This window comes from Paenibacillus sp. R-74696 (assembly GCF_055814915.1).
This window is the reverse complement of sequence record NZ_JBPULM010000050.1, coordinates 187,604-207,784: the sequence shown is the minus strand read 5'-3', so window position 1 is coordinate 207,784 and position 20,181 is coordinate 187,604. Positions and strand designations below refer to the sequence as shown.

The window sequence follows — 20,181 nt, the reverse complement described above, 5'->3', positions numbered from 1 at the left end:
AAAAATGCCTGTTTCCTCACTGGTTGGTTTCAATCAGCTAAGGGAACAGGCATTTTGTTATACGAAAATTTCTTTGATTTTGAGATGACGTTCAACGGTCAAATCAATAAATTCATGATTGATTTGCAGCAGTGGCCTGAAAAACTCGGTTGGGTGTGTCATGACGATAATTCCGGTCTCGCCGGTTTCCAAATAAGCTTTTTTTCCAATGAAGTTGGGGATCATATGCTTTATGAATGTATGTGTAATATGTGGATCTAGCTCTCTGAAGCTCAGCTTGTAAAGTTCCTTCAATACATAAAACAAATCGCGTTTTTTCTGATAAACCCGTTCGGAAATCATAGCGCTATAAATATCGACAACCGAGATAAGCTTGGAAACAGGCTCAATTTGGTCGCCATTAAGACCTTTCGGATAACCGCTGCCGTCATTACGCTCATGATGCTCAAGTGCACTTAAGGCAATGTAGCGTTCATCAAAGGATTTTTTTATAATGTCATAGCCATATGTCGTATGGTTTTTGATTTCATCGAACTCTTCCTTTGTAAGCTTACCGGGTTTGTTAAGAATGGTTTCAGGGATTTGACTTTTTCCGATATCATGAAGGAATCCGGCTTTACCAATTTGCACCGATTTTTTTACGGAGTAGCCGAGCCAGGTAGCCAGATAATAGGCCAGCATGCCCACTTGTACGGAGTGTTGGTACGTGTAGTCGTCTTTCGTGTTAAGCAGCAGAAGCATAGATACAACGTCTCGCTCCATATTAAGATGCTTAATTAGCGGCTGGAAGGCATCTTCGACTTCTTGCTCATTAATGGTCTGATCCTCGCTTGCCTTAGCAAAAAGATTATGAAAGCCTTGAATTGCATTATCATAATCCGGTTGTACAGAAGGAAGCCACTTGGGGTTAACGGTTTGCTCCAATGTGCGCTCCGGCAAATTAACAATAGAGACAGATTCGACTTCAACATAATCAATTTGATGTTGAAGCAGCTTTGATATTTCTTTATTTTCCAGCAAGGTGCCTTTAGAAAGCACATGCAGACCGTATCCATTAAAGGTATCTTTTAATAAACGGTCTCCCGTTTTTAAATCAGTTACGTGAACCTTCATCGCTGCACCTCTATTGAATAGTTGATCACTTAAGTAGTATAGTAGCAATGATTTGAGGGTATGGCAATATGAGGGACTTTAATTTGAGTCTAAAGACCTACAAATTTCGACAAAAAACGCTCATTATTTATCTTGATAATGTTTTAAATAGTCTATAGACCTATTTTTAATGCTTTTGAATAGAAAATTTTAACAATCGTTTGGTATTAGGCTTCATCTGGAAAATTTGCTAGCGGCATATCAGGATTCCAAGGGCCAAGCTGATGGCCTTTCCACTCTGAACCATCCTCCCAAATTTCTTTTTTCCAGATCGGAACAATTTGCTTTAATCGTTCAATAGCGTACCGGCTGGCATCATAACAACTGGCTCGATGTGGTGAGGAGATCGCAATGACTACACTAATCTCTGCGATGTCGACAACGCCAAGCCGATGTGTAATAGCACACAAAGTCCCTGGCCACTTCTGTGCAAGCTCATCACCGATTTGCTTCATCATTTTAACAGCCATCGGTTCATAAGCTTCATATTCCAAGCGAACGGTACGCTGTCCTTTCGTCCATTCTCGCGTCGTTCCGACAAAGGCAAGGGAAGCACCATGCTCGGGAACAATAACTTTAGCTATAACCTCCTCCGTCGTAATTTTCTCATTAGTAAGCATGTACAATTGTTCTAAGGGGGATTTTTGTTCATCTTCATTTGATTCTTCTGCTTGTCCTCCCGAAACCGGGGGAAGAAGCGCAAGCTCATCAGAGGCGCTTACAATGCTGTCTTCATGAGCGTAAGCATGGTTGCAGGCAAGAAAAGAAATGCTTAAAATATCCGCTTGTTCGGGATAGGAAGCGATCAAATGCTTCTTCAGTTCTGCCACCGTCATATTTTGCTCAGCAGTCTCTATAATAAGAGAACGCACACCGAAGCGCTCTGACAAACCTGCAAATAAATCAATTTTCCATTCCATAATCATGTTATTTAACCTCACGTAATGATATAGGCGTACTATAACAGCATACCATAATCTATAGAAAAATGTTATGCTAAAGAGACAGTCTAAGACAGTTAGGCGACCGTTTATAACTTTTAAAATTAGGGGAGGCAGGCATGGGTTCCAAACTACGATTAGAGCAAAATATTGTTATTTTACACACCAATGATATTCATAGTCGCTTGGAAAATGCCGCACGAATTGCTTCCTATATAGCTGATCAACGTCGCGTTCATGGTAAGGACAACTTGTTAGTCCTCGATATCGGCGACCATATGGACAGAATGAGAAGTGAAACAGAGGGCAGTGATGGCTTAGTGAATGTCGCACTGCTTAATGAAGCAGGTTATGATGCGGTAACTATTGGTAATAATGAAGGACTAACTTATTCTAAGGAAAGATTGGCCGAGTTATATGGTAAACATGCCAAATTTGCTGTTTTAGGGGCGAATTTGTTGGATGCGGCAACGAACAAGCAGCCTTCGTGGCTGCTGCCTCATATTATTGTAAATAAAGGCCATTTAAAAATTGGTTTAATTGGTGTTACGGCAAATTTTACGGATTTTTATGTTTTGCTCGGTTGGAATGCAACGGACCCTTTCGAAGCTATTCAACAACAAGCGGAGCAAATGCGTAAAGATGTGGATTTGATAATCGTATTGTCACATCTAGGGCTGGCGAATGATGAACGGATGGCGCAAGAATTGACTGGAGTTGACTTGGTATTGGGTGCCCATACCCATCATTTGCTTGAGGAAGCACTGCAAGTCAAACACACTTCAATTTGCGCGGCCGGAAAATTTGGCGAGCATATCGGGCGTATCGAAATTTCGCAGGGGACTGCTGATGCAAAACCACAATTTAAGGCGGCTTGTGTCCCGACTGCTGCTTTTGAAGAACACCCTGACGCTTCAGCTATTATCGCAAAACATAAAGAAGAAGGGCTCGCGCGACTCAATCGTACAGTCGCGTATATAGATGAGCCTCTTTCGACAGCTATTGCGACAGAGTCGCCGCTTGCCAATTTGCTTGCAGCGGGTCTAAAGAGACATACGGAAGCAGAAATCGCGATTGTCAATACCGGACAACTGCTAGGCGGCTTGCAGCAGGGAGAAGTAACTGCTGGACAATTGCATGGGTTATGTCCGTCTCCAATTAATCCTTGCAAAATGCAGCTTACAGGCAGGCATATCAAGGAGGCTCTTGAGCAATCTCTCTTGCCGGAGTATACGGAAAAGCGAATTAAAGGTTATGGGTTTCGCGGCGAAGTATTAGGAACACTTGCTATAGATGGTCTTCAGGTTATTTTTGATTCTGAGCGGCCGCCACTGGACCGAATCGTGAAGATAATGGTCAATGGGCAACCTCTAATGGAAGAAAAATGGTATAATGTAGCTTCCATAGATATGTTCACTTTCCATATCGGCTATTTGTCATTAGGACAAGGAATCAATATTGTTTATTTTCTGCCGGAGTTTATTCGGGATGTATTGGCTGAATCATTGAAAGAAGAGGCTAACATTGCTGACTGCAAGCTGCCAAGGTGGAATAATCTAGCATCATCGATATAACATTTTTATTAATTTTATCCGATGTATTAATTAAGAAGAAACCACTCAGTCAAGGAAGGATCGAGAAAATGCGTTTGATGCCTATAACAAAGACTCAGCCCGGCATGCGATTGGCCAAAAAGATTTTCTCACATGATGGTTTAGTGCTGTTAGGGGAAAATGTTGAGCTGACCAGTCGGCTTATTACCCGGCTCAAACAATGTGGAATACAGTATATATATATTCTTGATCCGAAAACCGATGATATTACGATGCCAGAGATTATTCGCGAGGAAACGCTGTTAGTTGCCTTGAAGGAAATACGTACGAATTTTCGTGATATGATGGATCGACCAAAGCGTAAAAAAGGGGTTACGTATCCGTATATTGGCCAAACCTTCAAACAAATGATGAATTTGATTATTGATGATTTGTCCGCTCATAAGGATGCGATGATTATGCTGATGAATATGGGAACGGTAGATCATTATTTATATCAGCATTCTTTAAATGTGTGCGTCTACACGACCATTCTTGGCATAGCTTACAATTATTCACATGAAGAACTAATGACGCTCGGGATGGGGGCCTTGCTTCATGATATTGGAAAAACACAAATTCCAATCGATGTCCTCCAAAAACCTGGATCTTTAACCCCAGAAGAATTCATTATGATGAAGAATCACGCTCGTTTCGGCTTTGAGCTTTTAAAGGATGAGCCTAATCTGCCGCTTATTGTGGCTCATTGTGCTTATCAACATCATGAACGGCTGGATGGCAGCGGATATCCAAGAGGAATTAAAGGCAATGAAATTCATGAGTATGCAAAGTGGATTGGGTTAGTCGATTCGTATGACGCTATGACGACTAATCGAATATACCGCGCACCGATGCTTCCGCATCATGCTATTGAGCTTCTGTATGCAGGAACAGGAACTTTATACGAACAGCATATGGTACAGTTATTTCGGGATAAGGTAGCCATTTATCCGATTGGTATTATGGTGAAAATCAATACAGGCGAATCTGGTGTAGTAGTGGACTTTAATCATGCCTATCCGCATCGGCCCATTATTCGTATATTAAACAACGAGGCTGGGGAAGAACTTACTGTGCCTTATGAAATCGATATGTCCAAGCAGCTTAGCATTATGATTATAAGCGTAAATGATGAGCAAAATGATTTGCCTGCACTATCTGCTAAAAATGGGTAATTGCATGAGGAGCCTGCTATTGTGGGCTCTTTTTTCTTTTTTCATGTCCATTTTATTGCTTCTTTCGGGCTCGAACATTACAATGGTACTAGAAATTATACAATCGAAAGATGCAGAAATCAGGTGTTGATAAAATGAATACATTAAATGCTATAGCAACAAATCCGTTGGCTATGAATGGCAGCCCCAAGGTTTTGCCTCAGCTAACCCCAGTTAATGACCCATGGGATCCTATTCGTTCAATCCAGAAGTTCGGCAAGCATCAATTGACGAGCGTGGAAATGACGATTTCAAACTTATGCAATATGCGCTGCGAGCATTGCGCGGTTGGCGATACGCTAGTTATGTCGGAGCCGGCCAAATTGCCTTTAAAGGATATGCTCAAACGTTTGGATGAGGTTGAACATCTACAGACGATCAGCATTACTGGCGGAGAGCCCTCCTATTCGGCTAAAACGGTCAAGGAATATATGCTGCCGCTGCTTCAATATGCCAGAGATCGCGGCGTTCGTTCCCAAATCAACTCCAATGTAACTTTGCCTTTCAGTCGCTACGAGGCGATTATTCCTTATTTGGATGTCATGCACATTTCCTTTAACTACACGAATGCGGATGATTTTCACCAAGTAGGCTTTGCTAAAGCGGGGCATCAAGTTTCCTACGAAGCCTCGGTTAAGCTGTATGAGCGAATGATTGAAAATGCGCGTCTTCTAAGCAAAGCAGGCGTATTAGTTTCTGCGGAGTCTATGATTAACTTCCGTACACATGATAAAATCGATGAAATTCACCGACTGATTGTAGAAATGGGTTGCGAGCGACATGAAGTGCATCCTATGTATCCAAGTTCATTTGCTAAAGATTTGCCAGTCATCACCCCCGTGCAAATGCGTCAAGCGATTGAACGATTATTGGATAACCGGGACCCGTCAGTGTGGATGTTGTTTGGAACGCTGCCTTTTTATCAATGCAGCAATCATGCAGAGGAGCGTGCACTGCTTAGCCGCCTGGCTGCGGAGCCAAATGTCACAGTGCGCAATGACCCAGATGGGCGCAACCGCCTTAATGTCAATTTATTTACAGGGGAAGTATTCGTTACCGATTTTTCGGATGTCCCATCATTTGGAAACATAGCAAGCTCTAAGCTGGATGACTTATTCACAAAATGGCTGAATCATTCGCTAGCTCAAGACGTAAACTGCTATTGCCCTGCTGCTTCTTGCTGCGGTCCCAACTTACTGGTGAAGGACATGTACTATAAAGAAGTAGATTTCCACCAACGTACCGCCCGTTTCGACTAAAGCAGCTATTTATAAAAAAGCCAATAAAAATGACTGACGCCCCTTCGCGAGTGTCAGTCATTTTTGCGTGCTTGTATTCAAATAAAGGAAATATAAATTTCAGTGTATCATTCCCAAATACAGTGAATGTACGTTTATTACAAATCTGACATTCTGGATGATGCCCTCACTGTAAATTTTGCTTTAGTCCATTATCCCCTTAGCTCAGAAAAACGACCGCAAAACCTATAATCTTCTAGACCAAAGACCAAAGACCAAAGACCAAAGACCAAAGACCAAAGACCAAAGACCAAAGACCAAAGACCAAAGACCAAAGACCAAAGACCAAAGACCAAGGTCTATGGAACGTAGAACGTAGAACATTAGTCCATCCAAGCAATGATTATATGGATCATTAGATTATAAGAATAATTTATGAAAATAGAAAAAGCTCAAAAGTAAAAAAGTACAAAAGCTCAAGAGCTCGTGCTTTGGGAGTGATGTGCTTGTGGATTGGAGGAACTATAGAGGAGAGGAACAGATTTGTATTTTCGGTGGAGGATGGATGAATTAATTAAACTTGTTGTCAATAAAAAGCTTGAATTAATATAGGGGAATGTTAACGAATATGATCATCAGTGGTTATAAAAATTAAATAGAAAACTCGTACCCAAATCTAATATAATATATGGCTAGTGAGAATAACGAACCTCTCAACATTTATGAAATATTGAATTGTGTGAAAAGAAAAACTCAATCTAATATTGCGTTATTTTAGTTCCTTGGAGTTTAAAACAACAGTAATAGGACCAGCCCCAACAAGGAGGAATAATTAGTTATGTAGGGATAAATTGTATTGATTTATGGTTACCGTATAATAATATAAAAGTTGGAGATGTTAAATTGCCAGCGGCAGTAGGGTGTTCTTTGATATTGGTCTGTTAAGACATAAAGATGTAAGTTTGTGTATTAGGGAATGCTGATCTAGGTTGGGATTATTCAGGAAAAAGCAAATGTAATCAAGATAAGACTGCAAATGAAGAACGCCAACTCCCTTAAAACAGGCTTTTAATTTAATGATGGAATGTTTATATTGCCTTCTAAGAAATCTCGAATCTGCCATACGGTACAAAGGATGTATGATTATATCATTAGTACATGAATGGGTAACGTAGTTGCGAGTAAAGTCCATTACACCAGAGCGTAATAAGCGCCTTTCGTTTAAATGAGCAGATGGGATAACCTTGAACTTAAAGTGCGTTGCGGAGCAAAAGCTGGAAGAGCAGGCTATAACAATTGAAGATTCTTTAGATGAGCCATACTTAGGTGAATGTTGTTCTTTAGCATATATCTCTACTGCAGCTTTAATAACACCAGATAACTTTTCATGTTCATCGGCGTGGCTTATCAATTGACGAATTTTATGGAGCATGCTCCAGGCGGTTTTATAAGTTATTTGCAGAGCTAATGCTACTTGAGCCGCGTTAATCTGAATTTGGTGCAGGGAAATTAGAAACAACACAAGCAACCATTTTCGTATCGGTGTTCGGCTCTTGTCCATGAGAGTGCCAGCCGTTAATGTCGTCTGATGTCGGCAGGAATAGCACTGATATAAAATAGAGCAGCGCGAAGCAATTCTATAGGCTGAATGGTGATTGCAACGAGGGCAGCGAAAACCTGCTGGCCATTTAATTTTATACAAAAAGGAATAGCATGCTTCATCAGTGGAAAAGCAACTATCAAACTTTGCAATAGAATCAGAAATGGCTTGCATCGCGATCACCTCTCATCAATGAGAACTTATGTTCTTATTTTATCGAAGTTATCGCGTGAAGTCAAATGTTAGGTCGGTTGATAGAAAAAGTTTTCTGAGCTAAGGGGATAATGTCTGTAAGCAACAAAAACAGCAAAGCTATTTTAGGATAGAGTTCATTTTCGCTAGAGAACAAATGATAGAATGAGCGGGGAGTTGCGGGGGCTTTGCATAATTAGTATGATAAGGACACACAATTCGAGGAGGCACTTACATATGGCTGGAGCGAAATGGACGAAGCCGGAAGCGGTTATTTTTGATATGGATGGCACGTTGTTTGAGACGGATACACTGCTAGTATCTGTTCACGAGCGATTGTTTCAAACTCTGCGTGAAGAAGGACTTTACAATCAGCCAACACCGCCAATTGAGCGGCTGCTCAGCTGCCTCGGCATGTTGCTGGAAGATATATGGCGAAAAGTAATGCCTGATGGCTCAGAGGAGGCCCATAGGCGTGCTGATGAGCTCATGCTGCGCTATGAGCTGGAACAGCTGGAAGCGGGAGAAGGTAGATTGTATCCTCAAGCGGAGGAAATGTTGAAAAGGCTTAAGGGGCATGGTATCAAATTGTTCGTAGCCAGTAACGGACTGGAAGAATATGTGCGCGGGGTAGCGCGCTACAAGGGCATATACGATTTGTTCGACGGGTTGTATAGCGCAGGGGAATACCAGACGGCGACCAAAGTGGATTTGGTTGCTCAATTGTTGAATGACCATCAAATTGCAACAGCATGGATGGTTGGAGACCGTTCTTCTGATGTGGAAGCGGGAAAAGCAAATGGACTTAAAGTAATTGGCTGTGCTTATGCAAGCTATGGACGGGATACCGAACTTGTGGGAGCAGATGTGCTGATCGCCAAGTTGCCAGACATCGTTGATCTGTTGGTTGAGGGGTAAATGAAGTGAAATAATAAGAACCTGGAAATGGCGTCTATATGGACGTCAAAGCCAGGTTCTTTTTTATTTGAATCATTAGGCGGAATCGGTCGTGGATTTGCCTAAGCCGTCCATATGGGTCAAACTGCTGTTGTTGGTATTCGTAATGGTATTTTTGGCTTTTCCGGATTTTTTCTGCCGATAAAGCCATAGGGCATATTCTAGAGGTTTAATAATCGCTTGGTTATAAGCCTCTTTCTCGCCCGCTTGGGCGAAAACCTCCCTTGCAGGTTTTGGATTGACCTCAAGCAGCCAGATTTTGCCCTTGCGGTCAATAGCCAGATCGAGAGCAAGCTCACATAGCCGCCCATAAACCTGCTCGAGATGTTTGGCGACATTAATGCTGAATTGTTCGGCGTCAGCCTCAATATCTTTAACGAGTGAGGCATCGCTTACCCACTGCTGCAGCAGTTCAGTCATGGGAACGGCATGGCCACCTCCGTGAAGATTGGAAGTTACACTGCCAGAAGGCCCTACTCTGCCTGCACAGCCTGTTACACTCCAAACGCCTTCTCCGTTTTTTTGGACGAGCATCCGGTAATCATGCACGCGTCCGCTTGGAAGCTTGAGGTGGATGCCCTGCTGGGCAATGTAACGTGTACCTTTTAAATCCCATGCGGATAAATAACCGTTTAAGGAGGCAACGTTTATTTTTTGCGGACTAATAATTCGTCTTGCTTGGTCGCGGCCTTGAATCAGAAGGTTTCCGCTTTTTTTTCGCTCAATACGCAAAATGCCTCTGCCGCCTGTGCCGTTAATCGGTTTAAGGTAAATAAGCGGATATTTGCGCAGCATCTCCGATACGACCTGGGCACTTTCTGCAATGCGTGCTGCAGGAAGATAGCTTTTAAATCGGGAGTCTTTTATCAACGTTCGGTGTATCGTCCACTTGTTGCGAAGCGGACGGTTGAGGAAGTTGAGGTGACTATAACGGGAACGGAAATGCAGCAGTTGATCGAACCGATAAGTACGTTGAATGCGACAGCGGTCAAAAATCATGTGTGGAAATGCAGTCCATTTTCGCGACCATTTTTTGGACGCCTCATTATAAATTAAAGCATGGATGCGATTTTGTTTGTAATTGACGTCTTGAGGGGTGAAAATAATAATGTCGAGCCCCAGCTTTCGGCCAGCAGTCGTCATTTTACGGTAAATATCTCGTTCTTCAAGCAAACCGTTCTCATTGAGATATAACGTCAATATTCCGAGTACAGGCTGCGTCATTAGGAGTTCTCCTTTCAAAACGGAGCGTCGGCTTGCCGGTCGGTCCGGTGAACATAGATACTGCTTCCATTCCAAGGCGGAAGCAGAGCGCCATGCTTGGGACATTGTCGACCGCAACATGACAAGTTAATTGGCCCAATCTTCTAATCAGACTCCGAGCGACAGCCGTTCCGACCCCAAGTTCGCGGGCTTCGGGTTGGACGACGAAAAAGCATTCCTGCTTATGCTTATCGCCATTTGCTGCGAAGCCCACGCCAAGTAACCGCGAGCCTTGCCTGGCGATTGAAACGGCTGCCTCGGAATAGCCAGTTTCAACTGATGTGATGAGCTGGGCAGAATCCAGGGCGCGAAAGGCCTGAATGGAGGCAGCTGTCAGCCTTTTATCGCTATACTGAACAGCAAAGTCAGCCAGTCGCTTGCGATAGCTGTTCCATTGTTGTGGAGTGAGCAGCTGCACTTCCATCATTATGCGCCTCCTACCTTGCTTGCTTTTTTATTTGTTAAATATAATCCGTATTGAAAAATACGCTCCAGCGATTTTTGGCGAATATGTGGTTCGTCGAACTTCATTGGTTTGGAGTTGGCTTCGAAAAACCAAACGCTGCCCGAGCTGTCTATTCCAAGATCCATCGACATTTCGCCAAGCGTCTGCCCAGAGGCACGCTCGATTTGCCTCGCAATCAGCAAGGCGGTGCGTTTAGCTTTCAAAAGTATTCTACGCGCCTGTTCTACATTAAAAGAACTAATGAGCAGCTTCTCAGGATCTTCAATCATTCCGCCGCGAGGCACATGAGTTGTAATGCTTGAGGAGCCGGCGACCCTTGCGCCGATTCCCGTCATTTCCCATCTGCCATTACTGTTCTTCTGTACAAGCGCACGGAGATCGAAGCGGCGGTCATTGAAGGAAGCGAGCTGGATACCCTGCTGTGCGATGTAGGCCTCGCCTGCGCTTTGCTTTTGGATGCGGCTCCACAGCTTCGTTATCGTGGCGCAATTATAGGTAGCACTTTTGCGCTCCTCCTGGATTTTCAAACGAAAGGGCAGCTGTTTCTCGGCTTTAACGGTAATGGTCATGATGCCTTTGCCTGCTTTGCCGCTTTCTGGCTTCAAATATAAAAAGGAATGTTTTTGCATCATTTTGCCCAGTCCGGAGAGGGACATTAATTTGCGGGTCAAAGGGATGTAGGGCTTAGTAGTTTTGGATTGGCGAAGCCATTCGAATAAATGCCACTTGTTGAAAAAAAAGGGATTGAATAATGTCACCTTTGGGTCTTTAATACAAGCATTGATTTTGTTTTTGACGGCTGGCAGCAGCTCATCCTCCCGTTGAGGGATGCGATTGTAAATGATGTCTGGAAAGGGGAGCAGACGCTGCTGCCATATTTCCTGCTGCTCGTCAAAAATAAAGCCCTTCAGACTGGTACGGCTTAAATATAAGTTTTTTGCAGTAAGCACATAAACGATAAAACCCTGCTCACGGCCTACACGAATTAAATCAGCAAAATTACTGCGGTTGCCACGAAATAGCTGGATATCATCCTCTATGGTCAAAATAGCGAGTACGGGCCTTCCGGCCCGGATCTCCGCTGTTGATTCCTGTTCTTTAACCAGCTGCTCCATCAGCTGTCACCCCCTTGGAACTTGCTGAGGTACAGGCAATGTTCAATAATATAATCCAGTGAGGCGCGACCTTCCGATTTTAAGGAAGGATGCTTAAAAATAGAACGTCCAGGCTTGGCATTGGCCTCAAACATCCATATCTCGCTATTTTTATCGATGCCGATATCAAGCCCCAGTTCGCCAAGACGGTGAGGATAGTTGCGTTCAATGGCTTCCGAAAGGTTGATGGCTACTTGTTTCGCTTTGTCCAGCACATCGGCGGCTTCGCTGCCGAAGGTCCGGCTTAGCGCCTGCTGCGGTGTCATGAGGGAGCCGCCGTTTTTGACGTGGGTAGTGACGCTGCCCCGTCCGGCTTTTTTTGCGCCAATTCCTGCGGGCACCCATTCGTTCTGGCCATTTTTATGCATATGAAAACGGAAATCAAGCGGACAGCCGTCAATTTCGGCGAGCCGTATTCCCTGTTGGACGACATAGTTATTTAGAGAGCTGCCATGGCGGGCATGCAGCATGCGGATCATGCTCTGAAAGTTCGTAAAGCGCAGCAGCACATTTTGATTTCCTTTGCGGTACCTTGCGAAATAGCCCCGCTTAGGATGGTAGGTCAAGCGATAGATGCCGATGCCAAGGCTGCCGGCTGTAGGCTTGAAATATAAGAATTGATGCTCTTCAAGCATCTCCTTGATTTTATCCGGTGTAGGACCCGACACCGATTCAGGCAAATGCTGCAGGGCTTCTGGGTCTTTATCGAGCAATTTATAGACATCTGATTTATTGAAAAAGCTCCAGTTGAAAAACGGGATTTTCTTCCTTACAAACCGTTCGCGCAGCGAGTTGATCATGGTCGAGGTTTCCGCTTTTCGGCTGGGAAGCCGATTGTATACAACGTCAGGAAGCGGCACCGTTTTGCGATACCAATTGCCTTGGGCGTTCAAAAAGTAGCCATTGACGGTTTCCTGCTGCCAGTTGATGTCGTTTGGAGTAAAGCCGAACAGATACGCTTTGTGCTCTCCCGACCGGATGACTTGCTTAATGAAGCCTGTTCTTGCGCCAAATGGCGCACTATCAGAGGAAGGGGAGCCAATATCGCTTAAGATCCCGACCAAGGGTCCAAGCTGAATTTCATTATTTCCAGATTGAAGCAAATAAATATTGCCAGTCTTCGGTACTTTGATAGACTGGCGGACGCCCGCCGATAAATACAGATGGTTGCCTTGGCGCTTGACTGGGCGGATGGCAGCGGTAATGACTTCTCTGCCTAGCTTGAGGTGCATCGTTTTTTTGCCTGACAGCTTCAGTTCTTTAAGAAGCGGACTGGACAGATAGACGACTCGATCGGTTTGTTGGGAAAAGTGTACGTTGCAAGTTGTCAAACTCATGGAAGAACCTCCTGAACGTTGTCATACCGAGAACGGTCTAATACGGGTGATGGAGTAATTAACGGCGTATGGAGACGGCGGGCCAGCATTTGGGCATAGCCTAGTGGCCGCTCAAGAGATTGTGCAGCACATCCCTCAAGGCCAAGTCGCCTAAACGCCGATCTTCCTGGTCTGGAGTTCGCTTCCAGAAGCCATAATCGTCTGCCCTGCTCAATGCCAAAATCAAGTCCAAGCTCAGCAAGTCTGCCGAATCTCTGTTCAAGCTGTACTGCTGCATACAGGCTTATTTCGTGAATTTGCTTCAATAGATGATCATTTACCGCTTCGCTGTATTCAGCTATAAGCAGTTCCTTCGCAGATCTGACTCCGCCCCCACCGTGCAGGTTGGAGGTGATCGAGCCGGTCTGTCCGCAGCGGGCTGCAAGGCCAGTTACTTGCCAGAGGCCTAACGCATCTTTCTGTACCAAAGCCCTTATATCGAAAGGTTCGCCCGTTTTTAGCTGGAGCTGCAAATACGGCTGAATAATATAGCTGGCAGTCCCGATAAACTTGGCTAGCCATTGCTCCAGAGCGTCCTGACTACCTATCCGCTTCTGAAAGGAGAGATTGCTTTTGCTGCGCCCTGAGACGGACCAGTAGCCGGCAGCATGACGCTGGAGCAGCAATGCGCCTTTGCCCTGCATGCCTGAGGCGGGCTTGAGAAACAGCCCGGAGCCTGGAGCTGAGAGTCGGATTCGCAGCATTGCGCCATGGCTATAACGCTGGGTAGCTGGCAGCAGCGGCTGGATACGCTCATCATTCGCAAGCGCCTCGTAAACGTCCAACTTGGACGGGAGGCTGCCGTTCAAAATGATGTGCGGCTTGCGGGCTGCAATAGCCTGCAGAGCGCTGCGACAGGCAAGCTGCTCTTCTGTGTTTTTGCAGAAGCGCCGATCGTAAATAATATCGGGCAGCTTGCAGATGCCCTTCTCCCAGCGCTCATTTAGAAAACGATAGCCCTGAAGCTGGCCGTTATCTTCGTTAAATTCGCAGGGAGAAAAGACGTAAAGATCAATCTTTTTCCTTCTAGCGGTTTCCGTAAGTTGCTTGTAAAAGGCAGGCTCGGGAAGCTTCGGCTCCTCCTGTGAGGCATGCATCTCAATGGAAGCAACATATAATCCAATCGTCATGCCTTCTGCTGTCATAGGCGCCTCCGCTAGAAGCCCGATAAAAATCGGGAATATTGAATAACCATGCGAACGGATGGACGAATTTTGTTATCATTCAGTGGCGTATTGTCATTTTTGGAAGGCTTGGAGTTAACCTCCAGCAGCCATACTCTGCCGCTTGCATCAATAGCCAGATCGATGCCGAGCTCACCGAAATGGGCGGGGATATGCGTCTCAATCCCTTTGGCAATGAGGAGCGCTGCTTGCTGCAGCCTGCTTGAGGCATCCGCTCGGCCGCTCGTCAGGTTGGATTTGGAAATCGCCTCGCTAACGGTACTTAATGTGCCGCCTCTTGCGAGGTTGGAAACAAAATGCTGACCGCCAGCTGTCCGGGCAACAATCGAAGTGATTTTCCATTTGCCGCTGACATTTTTCTGTACAAGTGCCCGGAAGTCGACGGGCCGTTTCTGGATTTCAATCAGCTGGAGGCCTTGCTGTACCTGATAGCGGACGGTTTTCATTTTCGCTGAGATGGCAGAATACAGTTTGAGCTGGTTTGGATAAAGCTGCTTTCGGGAGCCTGTGGTTGTAGTAAATTGGGCTTGGTAACCGCCGTTTTCAGTCTTTGATACTCGGATGATCCCTTTGCCAAGGCTTCCTCTGACAGGCTTCAAAAAGATGTTGGCGTGTTTGCTGCACATGCCTTTAAGGGTGGCAAAGCTGCGCAGTGAATAGGACTCTGGCAAATAGCGGAGGGCTGCTTCATCCTTCTTGAGCGCTTCGAAAACTTCCGTTTTATCAAGAAACTTTTCATTAAAAACAGTCGTCTGAAACCTGGATTTTACTTCTTTGAAAAAATGTTGTACGCTGGGTTTGTTCTCTAGTTTTCGGGAAGTAAGTCGATTGTTAATCACATTTGGAATGGGAAGCGACGCCCTTTGCCAGCCACCCGCATAGATCCAGCCTTCCACGGTTTGCTGCTCGCCAGTAATTTGGCCGGGAGTGAAGAAACACACATGCCCGCCTTGCGCGGCACAGCCATCAACCAGCTCTTTGCAGAACATGGTGATAGAACCGAACGGCTTATCGGGTGTCCCTGGATAATCCCTGCTGATCAGAATACCGATAAGCGGGCCGAGTGAAAGTATTGCTGATCCGGATTTATAGTTGATTCTTAATGCAGCGCCATTCGCAATGCCCATTTTGCGCGCTAGGCTCTGGCTAATTCGAATGCCATCATAACGTGCGACGGGTAATACTTTGACATGTTGCTTAAGTGAGCCGAAAGTCATCGCTACAGGCTGGCCCTGAGGGATTTTCCACTGTTTCATATAGGCCTCGCCCAGCATGAGCGTATCCTCGGCGAGCATGCCTGAGCTGATAACCTGGACGGCTACTTTCGATTTGAGCATCGTAAATCTCCTTCCAAGCAGGAGGATTCCGGCAAGCGGGTTAAGAGCCGCTGGGTGTTTTGCACGAATTAATTCATCATATGAGGACATCTATCCCTTGGTGATTAGATACTAACAGCTGTTTAAGCAAATAATGGAGGGGAAAAGCCATGAATGTATACGACAAAACGTATGAACTGGCCAAAGCGTTAAAGGATAGCGAGGAAGCGCGTTTGCTGAAGGAAGCAAAGCAGGCTGCTGACGCTGATCCCGATGCAAAAGGGCTGCTTGATAACTTTCGCGAGCGCCAAAACGAGCTGCAGCAGAAAATGATGGCGGGCGAGGAGCCTTCCGCTGCCGATATGGATACGCTGAACAAGCTGTACGAGGTCATTTCGCTGAATCCGCTCGTCAGCGGCTTGATGGAGGCTGAGCGCCGCTTCTCCATCGTTTTTGAGGACATAAACCGCATTATGTCCGATGTGCTAAAATCCATCGTTGATTAACGCCCACGGTCATATCCCTCGTCCTTGCCTCATATAATGTGAGGAGTGCTACAGAGGAGCTGAGGAATATGAGAAAAGGCAGGAGCCGTCATGTATTATATTTGCTAGCTGCGGTAGCGATGCTAGTCTACGGGGTACCAAGACTGGATTTGGGCGCTTCATGGAGCGGGACAAGCCTGTTCGGCATCGTCTGGCTGGTCTTTTCGCTAGTCATTGTGGCGGCGCAAATTGATGCGCTGATGCAAGGTGAAGCGAGGAGGCAGCAGATGCAGCGCATTAAACGTGTCAAACGCCAGGCGCTGGAGCGCAAGCTGCAGCAGGTCGTTGCTAGGCGGGGCGCGCGAGGCTAGCTAGCAATAACGAAACAAAAACAAATAAGGCCCAGCGATGGTCGCTGAGCCTTATTTGTTTTTTCAATCATTAATCCAATTCTTTGAACTGGACGAGCTGCTTTACGAATTTGTAAACCGCTTCTTGTTCTTTGACGGTTAGTCCATGTAGTTGATGGGCGATTTTGTCAGCGTAACTATTGTCTTCTGGGCTTGTCTGCTGCGAAGCATCCAAATGAACAAGCTGTTCCAGTGGAGAGTCGAGCGCTGCGGCAATTTTGCCGAGTACATCGACGGTTGGACTTTTCTCTCCTCGCTCGACTTGCCCCATATACGAAGCATTAATGTCCGCTCTGAGCGCCAGCTGCTCCTGGCTAAGCCCTCTTATTTTGCGCAGTGTGCGGATGTTATCTCCAATGTATCGGGCAAATTTACTCAAATTGTTCACCTCAGCCTAAAGATAGAGCTTTAGATGCCAACCAACAACGTTCTATAGAACCTATTAAATATAATGACTAAAGTCATTGACGAAAATACTCGACTTCACTATAATTATGTAAAATGGTCCTTATTAAACTTCTTTTTACTTAAAAGGTTCTTTTTACAAGGAGATTGGAAGATGGTAGACGAATTTGAGTTTTTTCGAAAAGTGCAGCTGCATTACCGTCAAGTACGCTTCCACGTGCGCTTGAGCTATACGATTTTTCATAAAAAGGAGAAGCTGCTGCTTGCGCATGGTATTTTGCGCTGCCGGGTTGAACCCCATTCGCAATTGGTTGAGTATCGAATCAGCTTGGAATCGGAAGTGGCATCGCGTCCTTATAGCGAGAAGGCCTCTATTTTATTTTCCACTGTATACGAGGAAATTCCGCAGCAATCGCTTAAGCTGACAGATGTGCCTGCCTATCAGCTGCGATACTCCGTACCGATTGTTTATGATTGGCAAGCTTTTATTATTGAAGGAATGAGTACGGCTTTAAGCAAGAGTGTATTGCAGCCTGTTTTCGATAAATATAGATTTGTGAATAAGCAGGGCCAGGAAATAGACGCCAAACTTAAGGTCGCCGCCGTTATGGTGGATTGGTATAATGAAAACATTAAAAGTTAGCCAGCAGTGTTGAAAGCCAGAGGGAGGTACAGGTGTGTCTAAAGTCGGTTCCGGTTCAGAGACCAGCACCAAGCATGAACTGATTCTTGCACATATACAAGAGCTGAAGATCGGAACAAAAATCTCGGTCAGAGTGATTGCAAAAACGCTGGGAGTCAGTGAAGGAACAGCTTATAAAGCCATTAAAGAAGCGGAAGCAACCGGACTCGTCAGCACAAAGGAACGAATTGGGACGGTACGCATCGACCGTAAAAGAAAAGAAGCACTTGACCAGCTTACGTTCGGCGAAGTGGCGGAAATTGTAGAAGGCCAGCTTTTCGGTGGCGCATCAGGCCTTGAGAAAACGCTGCATAAGTTCGTCATTGGAGCCATGGAGCTTGATGCTATGCTGCGTTATATTGATGAGGACAGCCTGCTTATTGTCGGCAATCGGATCGGTGCGCACAAGCGGGCGCTGGAGCAGGGAGCAGGCGTGCTCATTACAGGCGGCTTCGAGACGAGCGAGGAGGTTAAAGCACTTGCTGATGAGAAGGGGCTGCCGATTCTCTCTTCGCGATACGATACGTTTACCGTTGCATCCATGATTAACCGCGCTATGTATGACCGCCTTATTAAGCGAAAAGTGATGCTGATAGAAGATTTGGTTACGTTCAGCAGGCCCGCCGATGTGCTGCATCCGAGTGAAACGGCAGGCAGCTTCAAGGAGCTGCGGCGCAGAACAGGTTATTCGCGCTTTCCCGTGGTGGATGACCGTGGTAAAGTCGTAGGCATGATGACAGCAAAGGATGCTTCCGGCGCAACAGATGAGCAGACCGTGGATAAGCTGATGACCCGCCATCCGATTACGGCTGCACCGAATATTACCGTTACATCCGCTGCTCATACGATGGCGGCGGAAGGAATCGATTTGCTGCCCATCGTTGATCGGCATCGCAAGCTGCTTGGTGTCATTAGCCGCCAGCAGGTAATTGATGCGCTCCGGTTTGCGGGCAAACAGCCGGAATCGGGCGAAACGTTCGATGATTTAATGTGGTCAAGATTTATGGCTAGCGAAGATGCAGCGGGCGAGTTTGTTTATAAAGGGGTCGTAACGCCGCAAATGTCAGGCTCGCTTGGCATGATATCGGAAGGCGTGCTCGTTACGCTTATGACACAGGCGGGCAGAAGAATGATTCGTGAGACGGGGAAACGCGACTATTTGCTTGAGAGCATGACGACTTATTTTGTTAAGCCGGTTGAAATGGACAGTGAAATAACGATTATACCGCGGGCGATGGAGATGAGCCGCAAGTCAACGAAGCTGGAAATTGAAGTGTGGGATCGGGGCGGGCTGGCAGCGAAAGCGATGATGTCAGCCCAGATGATTGATCCTTAAACATAAAGCAACCGGGGCGGTTGCTCTGAAGAAGGCAAGCGGAGAATGAAGCTAAGTTATAATAGCGCAGCGTTCGTCGCTGCCTTTCATTAGCGGCGCGTCGTGCGCAGCATGCTGAGATTGCGCAGGCCAGCGAAAAGATTGAATAGGCCAATGACCATGAATAGCGTCCCGATAACGATGCGCACGGTGGATTCATTGGACAAAAACAGCTGAACGCCGGCAATAAATATGAGCATGACGCCCATGCTTATATTCATTCTAGCCCCGTACAGCATACGCATTGCGCCATCAGTGGCCCTGCGGGATCTGTAGCTGAAAATAACCGTCAGCAGCAAGGTGAGGAAGATGACGGGTGCAAATAAATATTGCATCAGTGAGTCCATTGGTTTTAAAGCAGCTCCTTTGCAAGCGGAATGATAGTGCTTTATTCCGTATTTCTGCTGTTATTGTAGCATGAATACCTTCCAAAACAGAAGCAGTGCAGCGCATGTCTTTATGCTGCACTGCTTTTTATAATAAATCACTAGAAGCGTGGTGAAAAAGGCGAAGCGGAATGAAAAGGTTGAGCTGGAGAAGTGTCAGCGTTCGTTTTTACCCTTGAATTTCCCCCTATAAAGGGGAGATTCCTAGAAATTCAAGGGTAATGGCGATCGTAAGCCGACCTTTTCATGCAGCATAGCCTCTTTTTCACCATACTTCTAGCTCGGTCCGCGATCATGCAGGCGAACTTTAATCCACAGATGCAGCACGTTCTCGACGACAAGCATCGTTTTTACCTCGACCTCGTAATCCTTCTCCAGCACATCGTTGTAAACTCTCTTGCTTAGCAGCTTCCTTGCAAACTGGGCATTGGAATCAATTTCGTAAATGCTTTGCCCGATAAACACGGAAAGATCGGCTTTAATCCGCCGAATCAGATCGGCCTCCGTCATTTTATCCAGCTGCGGGCGACCTGCGTTTTGCCCGGCTTCCAGCTCGATTCGCGGCAAAATGCTCTTAATGACCGTATGCTGATGCTTGAAATCCTTCAGGTTGTTAATGTCCTGCTCGTACTGCTCCAATTGAATTTCGAGCTCGCTTTTGAGACTGACTAGCGCCTCGAATTGTGCTTGATAGAGGGAGTTGTAAACGACCGCGCCGACAATCATGCCGAGCAGAAGCATGCCGAACATTTGCAGCCCTTTCATATATCGCTCAAACGGGGGCAGCCGCATC

Annotated in this window: 20 protein-coding genes; 8 read left to right on the top strand and 12 right to left on the bottom strand. The window is 45.8% G+C overall.

Going from position 1 to position 20,181, the window contains the following annotated elements; genetic code table 11:
- Window positions 1–57: 57 nt before the first annotated feature.
- Together ACSR9A_RS29420 and ACSR9A_RS29415 are read right to left on the bottom strand one after the other, a co-directional pair.
- Window positions 58–1,113 carry an HD-GYP domain-containing protein gene (locus ACSR9A_RS29420; protein WP_341281671.1) on the bottom strand — a complete coding sequence of 352 codons (1,056 nt, stop codon included), beginning with the start codon at window positions 1,111–1,113 and terminating at the stop codon, window positions 58–60.
- Between the two features lie 206 nt (window positions 1,114–1,319).
- Window positions 1,320–2,072 carry a molybdenum cofactor biosynthesis protein gene (locus tag ACSR9A_RS29415; protein WP_473762376.1) on the bottom strand — a complete coding sequence of 251 codons (753 nt, stop codon included), beginning with the start codon at window positions 2,070–2,072 and terminating at the stop codon, window positions 1,320–1,322.
- A 140-nt stretch (window positions 2,073–2,212) separates the two neighbouring features.
- On the opposite strand from ACSR9A_RS29415, the gene ACSR9A_RS29410 reads away from it, so the two are divergent.
- The 3 genes from ACSR9A_RS29410 (at window position 2,213) to yfkAB (ending at window position 6,158) form a co-directional block, all read left to right on the top strand.
- Window positions 2,213–3,667 (top strand): bifunctional metallophosphatase/5'-nucleotidase, encoded by a 1,455-nt coding sequence (locus tag ACSR9A_RS29410; RefSeq protein WP_473761933.1) that lies wholly within the window; start codon window positions 2,213–2,215, stop codon window positions 3,665–3,667.
- Between the two features lie 68 nt (window positions 3,668–3,735).
- On the top strand, window positions 3,736–4,860 hold the full coding sequence (locus ACSR9A_RS29405; RefSeq protein WP_473761931.1) for an HD-GYP domain-containing protein: 1,125 nt from the start codon (window positions 3,736–3,738) through the stop codon (window positions 4,858–4,860).
- A 134-nt stretch (window positions 4,861–4,994) separates the two neighbouring features.
- Complete coding sequence (gene yfkAB, locus ACSR9A_RS29400) at window positions 4,995–6,158, top strand: radical SAM/CxCxxxxC motif protein YfkAB (protein ID WP_473761928.1); 1,164 nt, start codon at window positions 4,995–4,997, stop codon at window positions 6,156–6,158.
- A gap of 877 nt (window positions 6,159–7,035) precedes the next feature.
- Here the strand turns inward: yfkAB and ACSR9A_RS29395 are convergent.
- Window positions 7,036–7,911, bottom strand: coding sequence for a transposase (locus ACSR9A_RS29395; RefSeq protein ID WP_473761925.1), 876 nt, complete (start codon window positions 7,909–7,911; stop codon window positions 7,036–7,038).
- Window positions 7,912–8,166: 255 nt separating this feature from the next.
- Between ACSR9A_RS29395 and ACSR9A_RS29390 the strand changes: the two genes are divergently transcribed.
- On the top strand, window positions 8,167–8,847 hold the full coding sequence (locus tag ACSR9A_RS29390) for an HAD family hydrolase (protein ID WP_473761923.1): 681 nt from the start codon (window positions 8,167–8,169) through the stop codon (window positions 8,845–8,847).
- A gap of 75 nt (window positions 8,848–8,922) precedes the next feature.
- Here ACSR9A_RS29390 and ACSR9A_RS29385 read toward each other — a convergent pair whose 3' ends face one another.
- Genes ACSR9A_RS29385 through ACSR9A_RS29360 form a run of 6 tightly spaced genes read right to left on the bottom strand, consistent with a single transcriptional unit; the run spans window position 8,923 to window position 15,666 of the window.
- On the bottom strand, window positions 8,923–10,110 hold the full coding sequence (locus ACSR9A_RS29385) for a YheC/YheD family endospore coat-associated protein (protein WP_473761921.1): 1,188 nt from the start codon (window positions 10,108–10,110) through the stop codon (window positions 8,923–8,925).
- Entirely contained in the window at window positions 10,067–10,576 is a 510-nt protein-coding gene (locus ACSR9A_RS29380) for a GNAT family N-acetyltransferase (protein ID WP_473761919.1), read from the bottom strand. Before ACSR9A_RS29380 ends, ACSR9A_RS29385 begins: the two co-directional genes overlap by 44 nt.
- Window positions 10,576–11,730: a YheC/YheD family endospore coat-associated protein gene (locus ACSR9A_RS29375; RefSeq protein ID WP_473761916.1), complete on the bottom strand. Its 1,155-nt coding sequence runs from the start codon at window positions 11,728–11,730 to the stop codon at window positions 10,576–10,578. Before ACSR9A_RS29375 ends, ACSR9A_RS29380 begins: the two co-directional genes overlap by 1 nt.
- The gene (locus tag ACSR9A_RS29370; RefSeq protein ID WP_473761914.1) at window positions 11,730–13,106 is read right to left on the bottom strand and encodes a YheC/YheD family endospore coat-associated protein; all 1,377 of its coding nucleotides are present in this window, start codon (window positions 13,104–13,106) and stop codon (window positions 11,730–11,732) included. The genes ACSR9A_RS29375 and ACSR9A_RS29370 overlap by 1 nt, the downstream gene beginning before the upstream one ends.
- On the bottom strand, window positions 13,103–14,290 hold the full coding sequence (locus ACSR9A_RS29365; RefSeq protein ID WP_473761911.1) for a YheC/YheD family endospore coat-associated protein: 1,188 nt from the start codon (window positions 14,288–14,290) through the stop codon (window positions 13,103–13,105). Before ACSR9A_RS29365 ends, ACSR9A_RS29370 begins: the two co-directional genes overlap by 4 nt.
- Before the next feature lie 11 nt (window positions 14,291–14,301).
- On the bottom strand, window positions 14,302–15,666 hold the full coding sequence (locus ACSR9A_RS29360; protein WP_473761908.1) for a YheC/YheD family endospore coat-associated protein: 1,365 nt from the start codon (window positions 15,664–15,666) through the stop codon (window positions 14,302–14,304).
- A gap of 149 nt (window positions 15,667–15,815) precedes the next feature.
- Here ACSR9A_RS29360 and ACSR9A_RS29355 point away from each other — a divergent pair, with 149 nt between their 5' ends.
- Both ACSR9A_RS29355 and ACSR9A_RS29350 read left to right on the top strand, forming a co-directional pair.
- Complete coding sequence (locus ACSR9A_RS29355; protein WP_473761906.1) at window positions 15,816–16,151, top strand: YlbF/YmcA family competence regulator; 336 nt, start codon at window positions 15,816–15,818, stop codon at window positions 16,149–16,151.
- A 68-nt stretch (window positions 16,152–16,219) separates the two neighbouring features.
- The gene (locus tag ACSR9A_RS29350; RefSeq protein ID WP_473761903.1) at window positions 16,220–16,501 is read left to right on the top strand and encodes a hypothetical protein; all 282 of its coding nucleotides are present in this window, start codon (window positions 16,220–16,222) and stop codon (window positions 16,499–16,501) included.
- Window positions 16,502–16,571: 70 nt separating this feature from the next.
- Here the strand turns inward: ACSR9A_RS29350 and ACSR9A_RS29345 are convergent, their stop codons facing one another.
- Complete coding sequence (locus ACSR9A_RS29345) at window positions 16,572–16,919, bottom strand: helix-turn-helix domain-containing protein (protein ID WP_341281684.1); 348 nt, start codon at window positions 16,917–16,919, stop codon at window positions 16,572–16,574.
- Between the two features lie 180 nt (window positions 16,920–17,099).
- Between ACSR9A_RS29345 and ACSR9A_RS29340 the strand changes: the two genes are divergently transcribed.
- Both ACSR9A_RS29340 and ACSR9A_RS29335 read left to right on the top strand, forming a co-directional pair.
- Window positions 17,100–17,588: a hypothetical protein gene (locus ACSR9A_RS29340; protein ID WP_473761899.1), complete on the top strand. Its 489-nt coding sequence runs from the start codon at window positions 17,100–17,102 to the stop codon at window positions 17,586–17,588.
- 34 nt (window positions 17,589–17,622) lie between these two features.
- Window positions 17,623–18,963 carry a DRTGG domain-containing protein gene (locus ACSR9A_RS29335; protein WP_473761897.1) on the top strand — a complete coding sequence of 447 codons (1,341 nt, stop codon included), beginning with the start codon at window positions 17,623–17,625 and terminating at the stop codon, window positions 18,961–18,963.
- 89 nt (window positions 18,964–19,052) lie between these two features.
- Here the strand turns inward: ACSR9A_RS29335 and ACSR9A_RS29330 are convergent, their stop codons facing one another.
- Window positions 19,053–19,349 carry a YtpI family protein gene (locus ACSR9A_RS29330; RefSeq protein ID WP_430153993.1) on the bottom strand — a complete coding sequence of 99 codons (297 nt, stop codon included), beginning with the start codon at window positions 19,347–19,349 and terminating at the stop codon, window positions 19,053–19,055.
- A 315-nt stretch (window positions 19,350–19,664) separates the two neighbouring features.
- Window positions 19,665–20,180, bottom strand: coding sequence for a sporulation membrane protein YtrI (locus tag ACSR9A_RS29325; RefSeq protein ID WP_473761895.1), 516 nt, complete (start codon window positions 20,178–20,180; stop codon window positions 19,665–19,667).
- Between the last annotated feature and the right edge of the window lies 1 nt (window position 20,181).

Coding starts and splice junctions, on each gene's coding strand:
- ACSR9A_RS29395 (WP_473761925.1), bottom strand. CDS start 7,911: ATGCAAGCCATTTCTGATTCTATTGCAAAGTTTGATAGTTGCTTTTCC.
- ACSR9A_RS29380 (WP_473761919.1), bottom strand. CDS start 10,576: ATGATGGAAGTGCAGCTGCTCACTCCACAACAATGGAACAGCTATCGC.
- ACSR9A_RS29410 (WP_473761933.1), top strand. CDS start 2,213: ATGGGTTCCAAACTACGATTAGAGCAAAATATTGTTATTTTACACACC.
- ACSR9A_RS29325 (WP_473761895.1), bottom strand. CDS start 20,180: ATGCGGCTGCCCCCGTTTGAGCGATATATGAAAGGGCTGCAAATGTTC.
- ACSR9A_RS29405 (WP_473761931.1), top strand. CDS start 3,736: ATGCGTTTGATGCCTATAACAAAGACTCAGCCCGGCATGCGATTGGCC.
- ACSR9A_RS29375 (WP_473761916.1), bottom strand. CDS start 11,730: ATGGAGCAGCTGGTTAAAGAACAGGAATCAACAGCGGAGATCCGGGCC.
- ACSR9A_RS29340 (WP_473761899.1), top strand. CDS start 17,100: ATGGTAGACGAATTTGAGTTTTTTCGAAAAGTGCAGCTGCATTACCGT.
- ACSR9A_RS29415 (WP_473762376.1), bottom strand. CDS start 2,072: ATGGAATGGAAAATTGATTTATTTGCAGGTTTGTCAGAGCGCTTCGGT.
- ACSR9A_RS29355 (WP_473761906.1), top strand. CDS start 15,816: ATGAATGTATACGACAAAACGTATGAACTGGCCAAAGCGTTAAAGGAT.
- ACSR9A_RS29330 (WP_430153993.1), bottom strand. CDS start 19,349: ATGGACTCACTGATGCAATATTTATTTGCACCCGTCATCTTCCTCACC.
- ACSR9A_RS29365 (WP_473761911.1), bottom strand. CDS start 14,290: ATGACAGCAGAAGGCATGACGATTGGATTATATGTTGCTTCCATTGAG.
- ACSR9A_RS29390 (WP_473761923.1), top strand. CDS start 8,167: ATGGCTGGAGCGAAATGGACGAAGCCGGAAGCGGTTATTTTTGATATG.
- ACSR9A_RS29385 (WP_473761921.1), bottom strand. CDS start 10,110: ATGACGCAGCCTGTACTCGGAATATTGACGTTATATCTCAATGAGAAC.
- ACSR9A_RS29420 (WP_341281671.1), bottom strand. CDS start 1,113: ATGAAGGTTCACGTAACTGATTTAAAAACGGGAGACCGTTTATTAAAA.
- ACSR9A_RS29350 (WP_473761903.1), top strand. CDS start 16,220: ATGAGAAAAGGCAGGAGCCGTCATGTATTATATTTGCTAGCTGCGGTA.
- yfkAB (WP_473761928.1), top strand. CDS start 4,995: ATGAATACATTAAATGCTATAGCAACAAATCCGTTGGCTATGAATGGC.
- ACSR9A_RS29360 (WP_473761908.1), bottom strand. CDS start 15,666: ATGCTCAAATCGAAAGTAGCCGTCCAGGTTATCAGCTCAGGCATGCTC.
- ACSR9A_RS29370 (WP_473761914.1), bottom strand. CDS start 13,106: ATGAGTTTGACAACTTGCAACGTACACTTTTCCCAACAAACCGATCGA.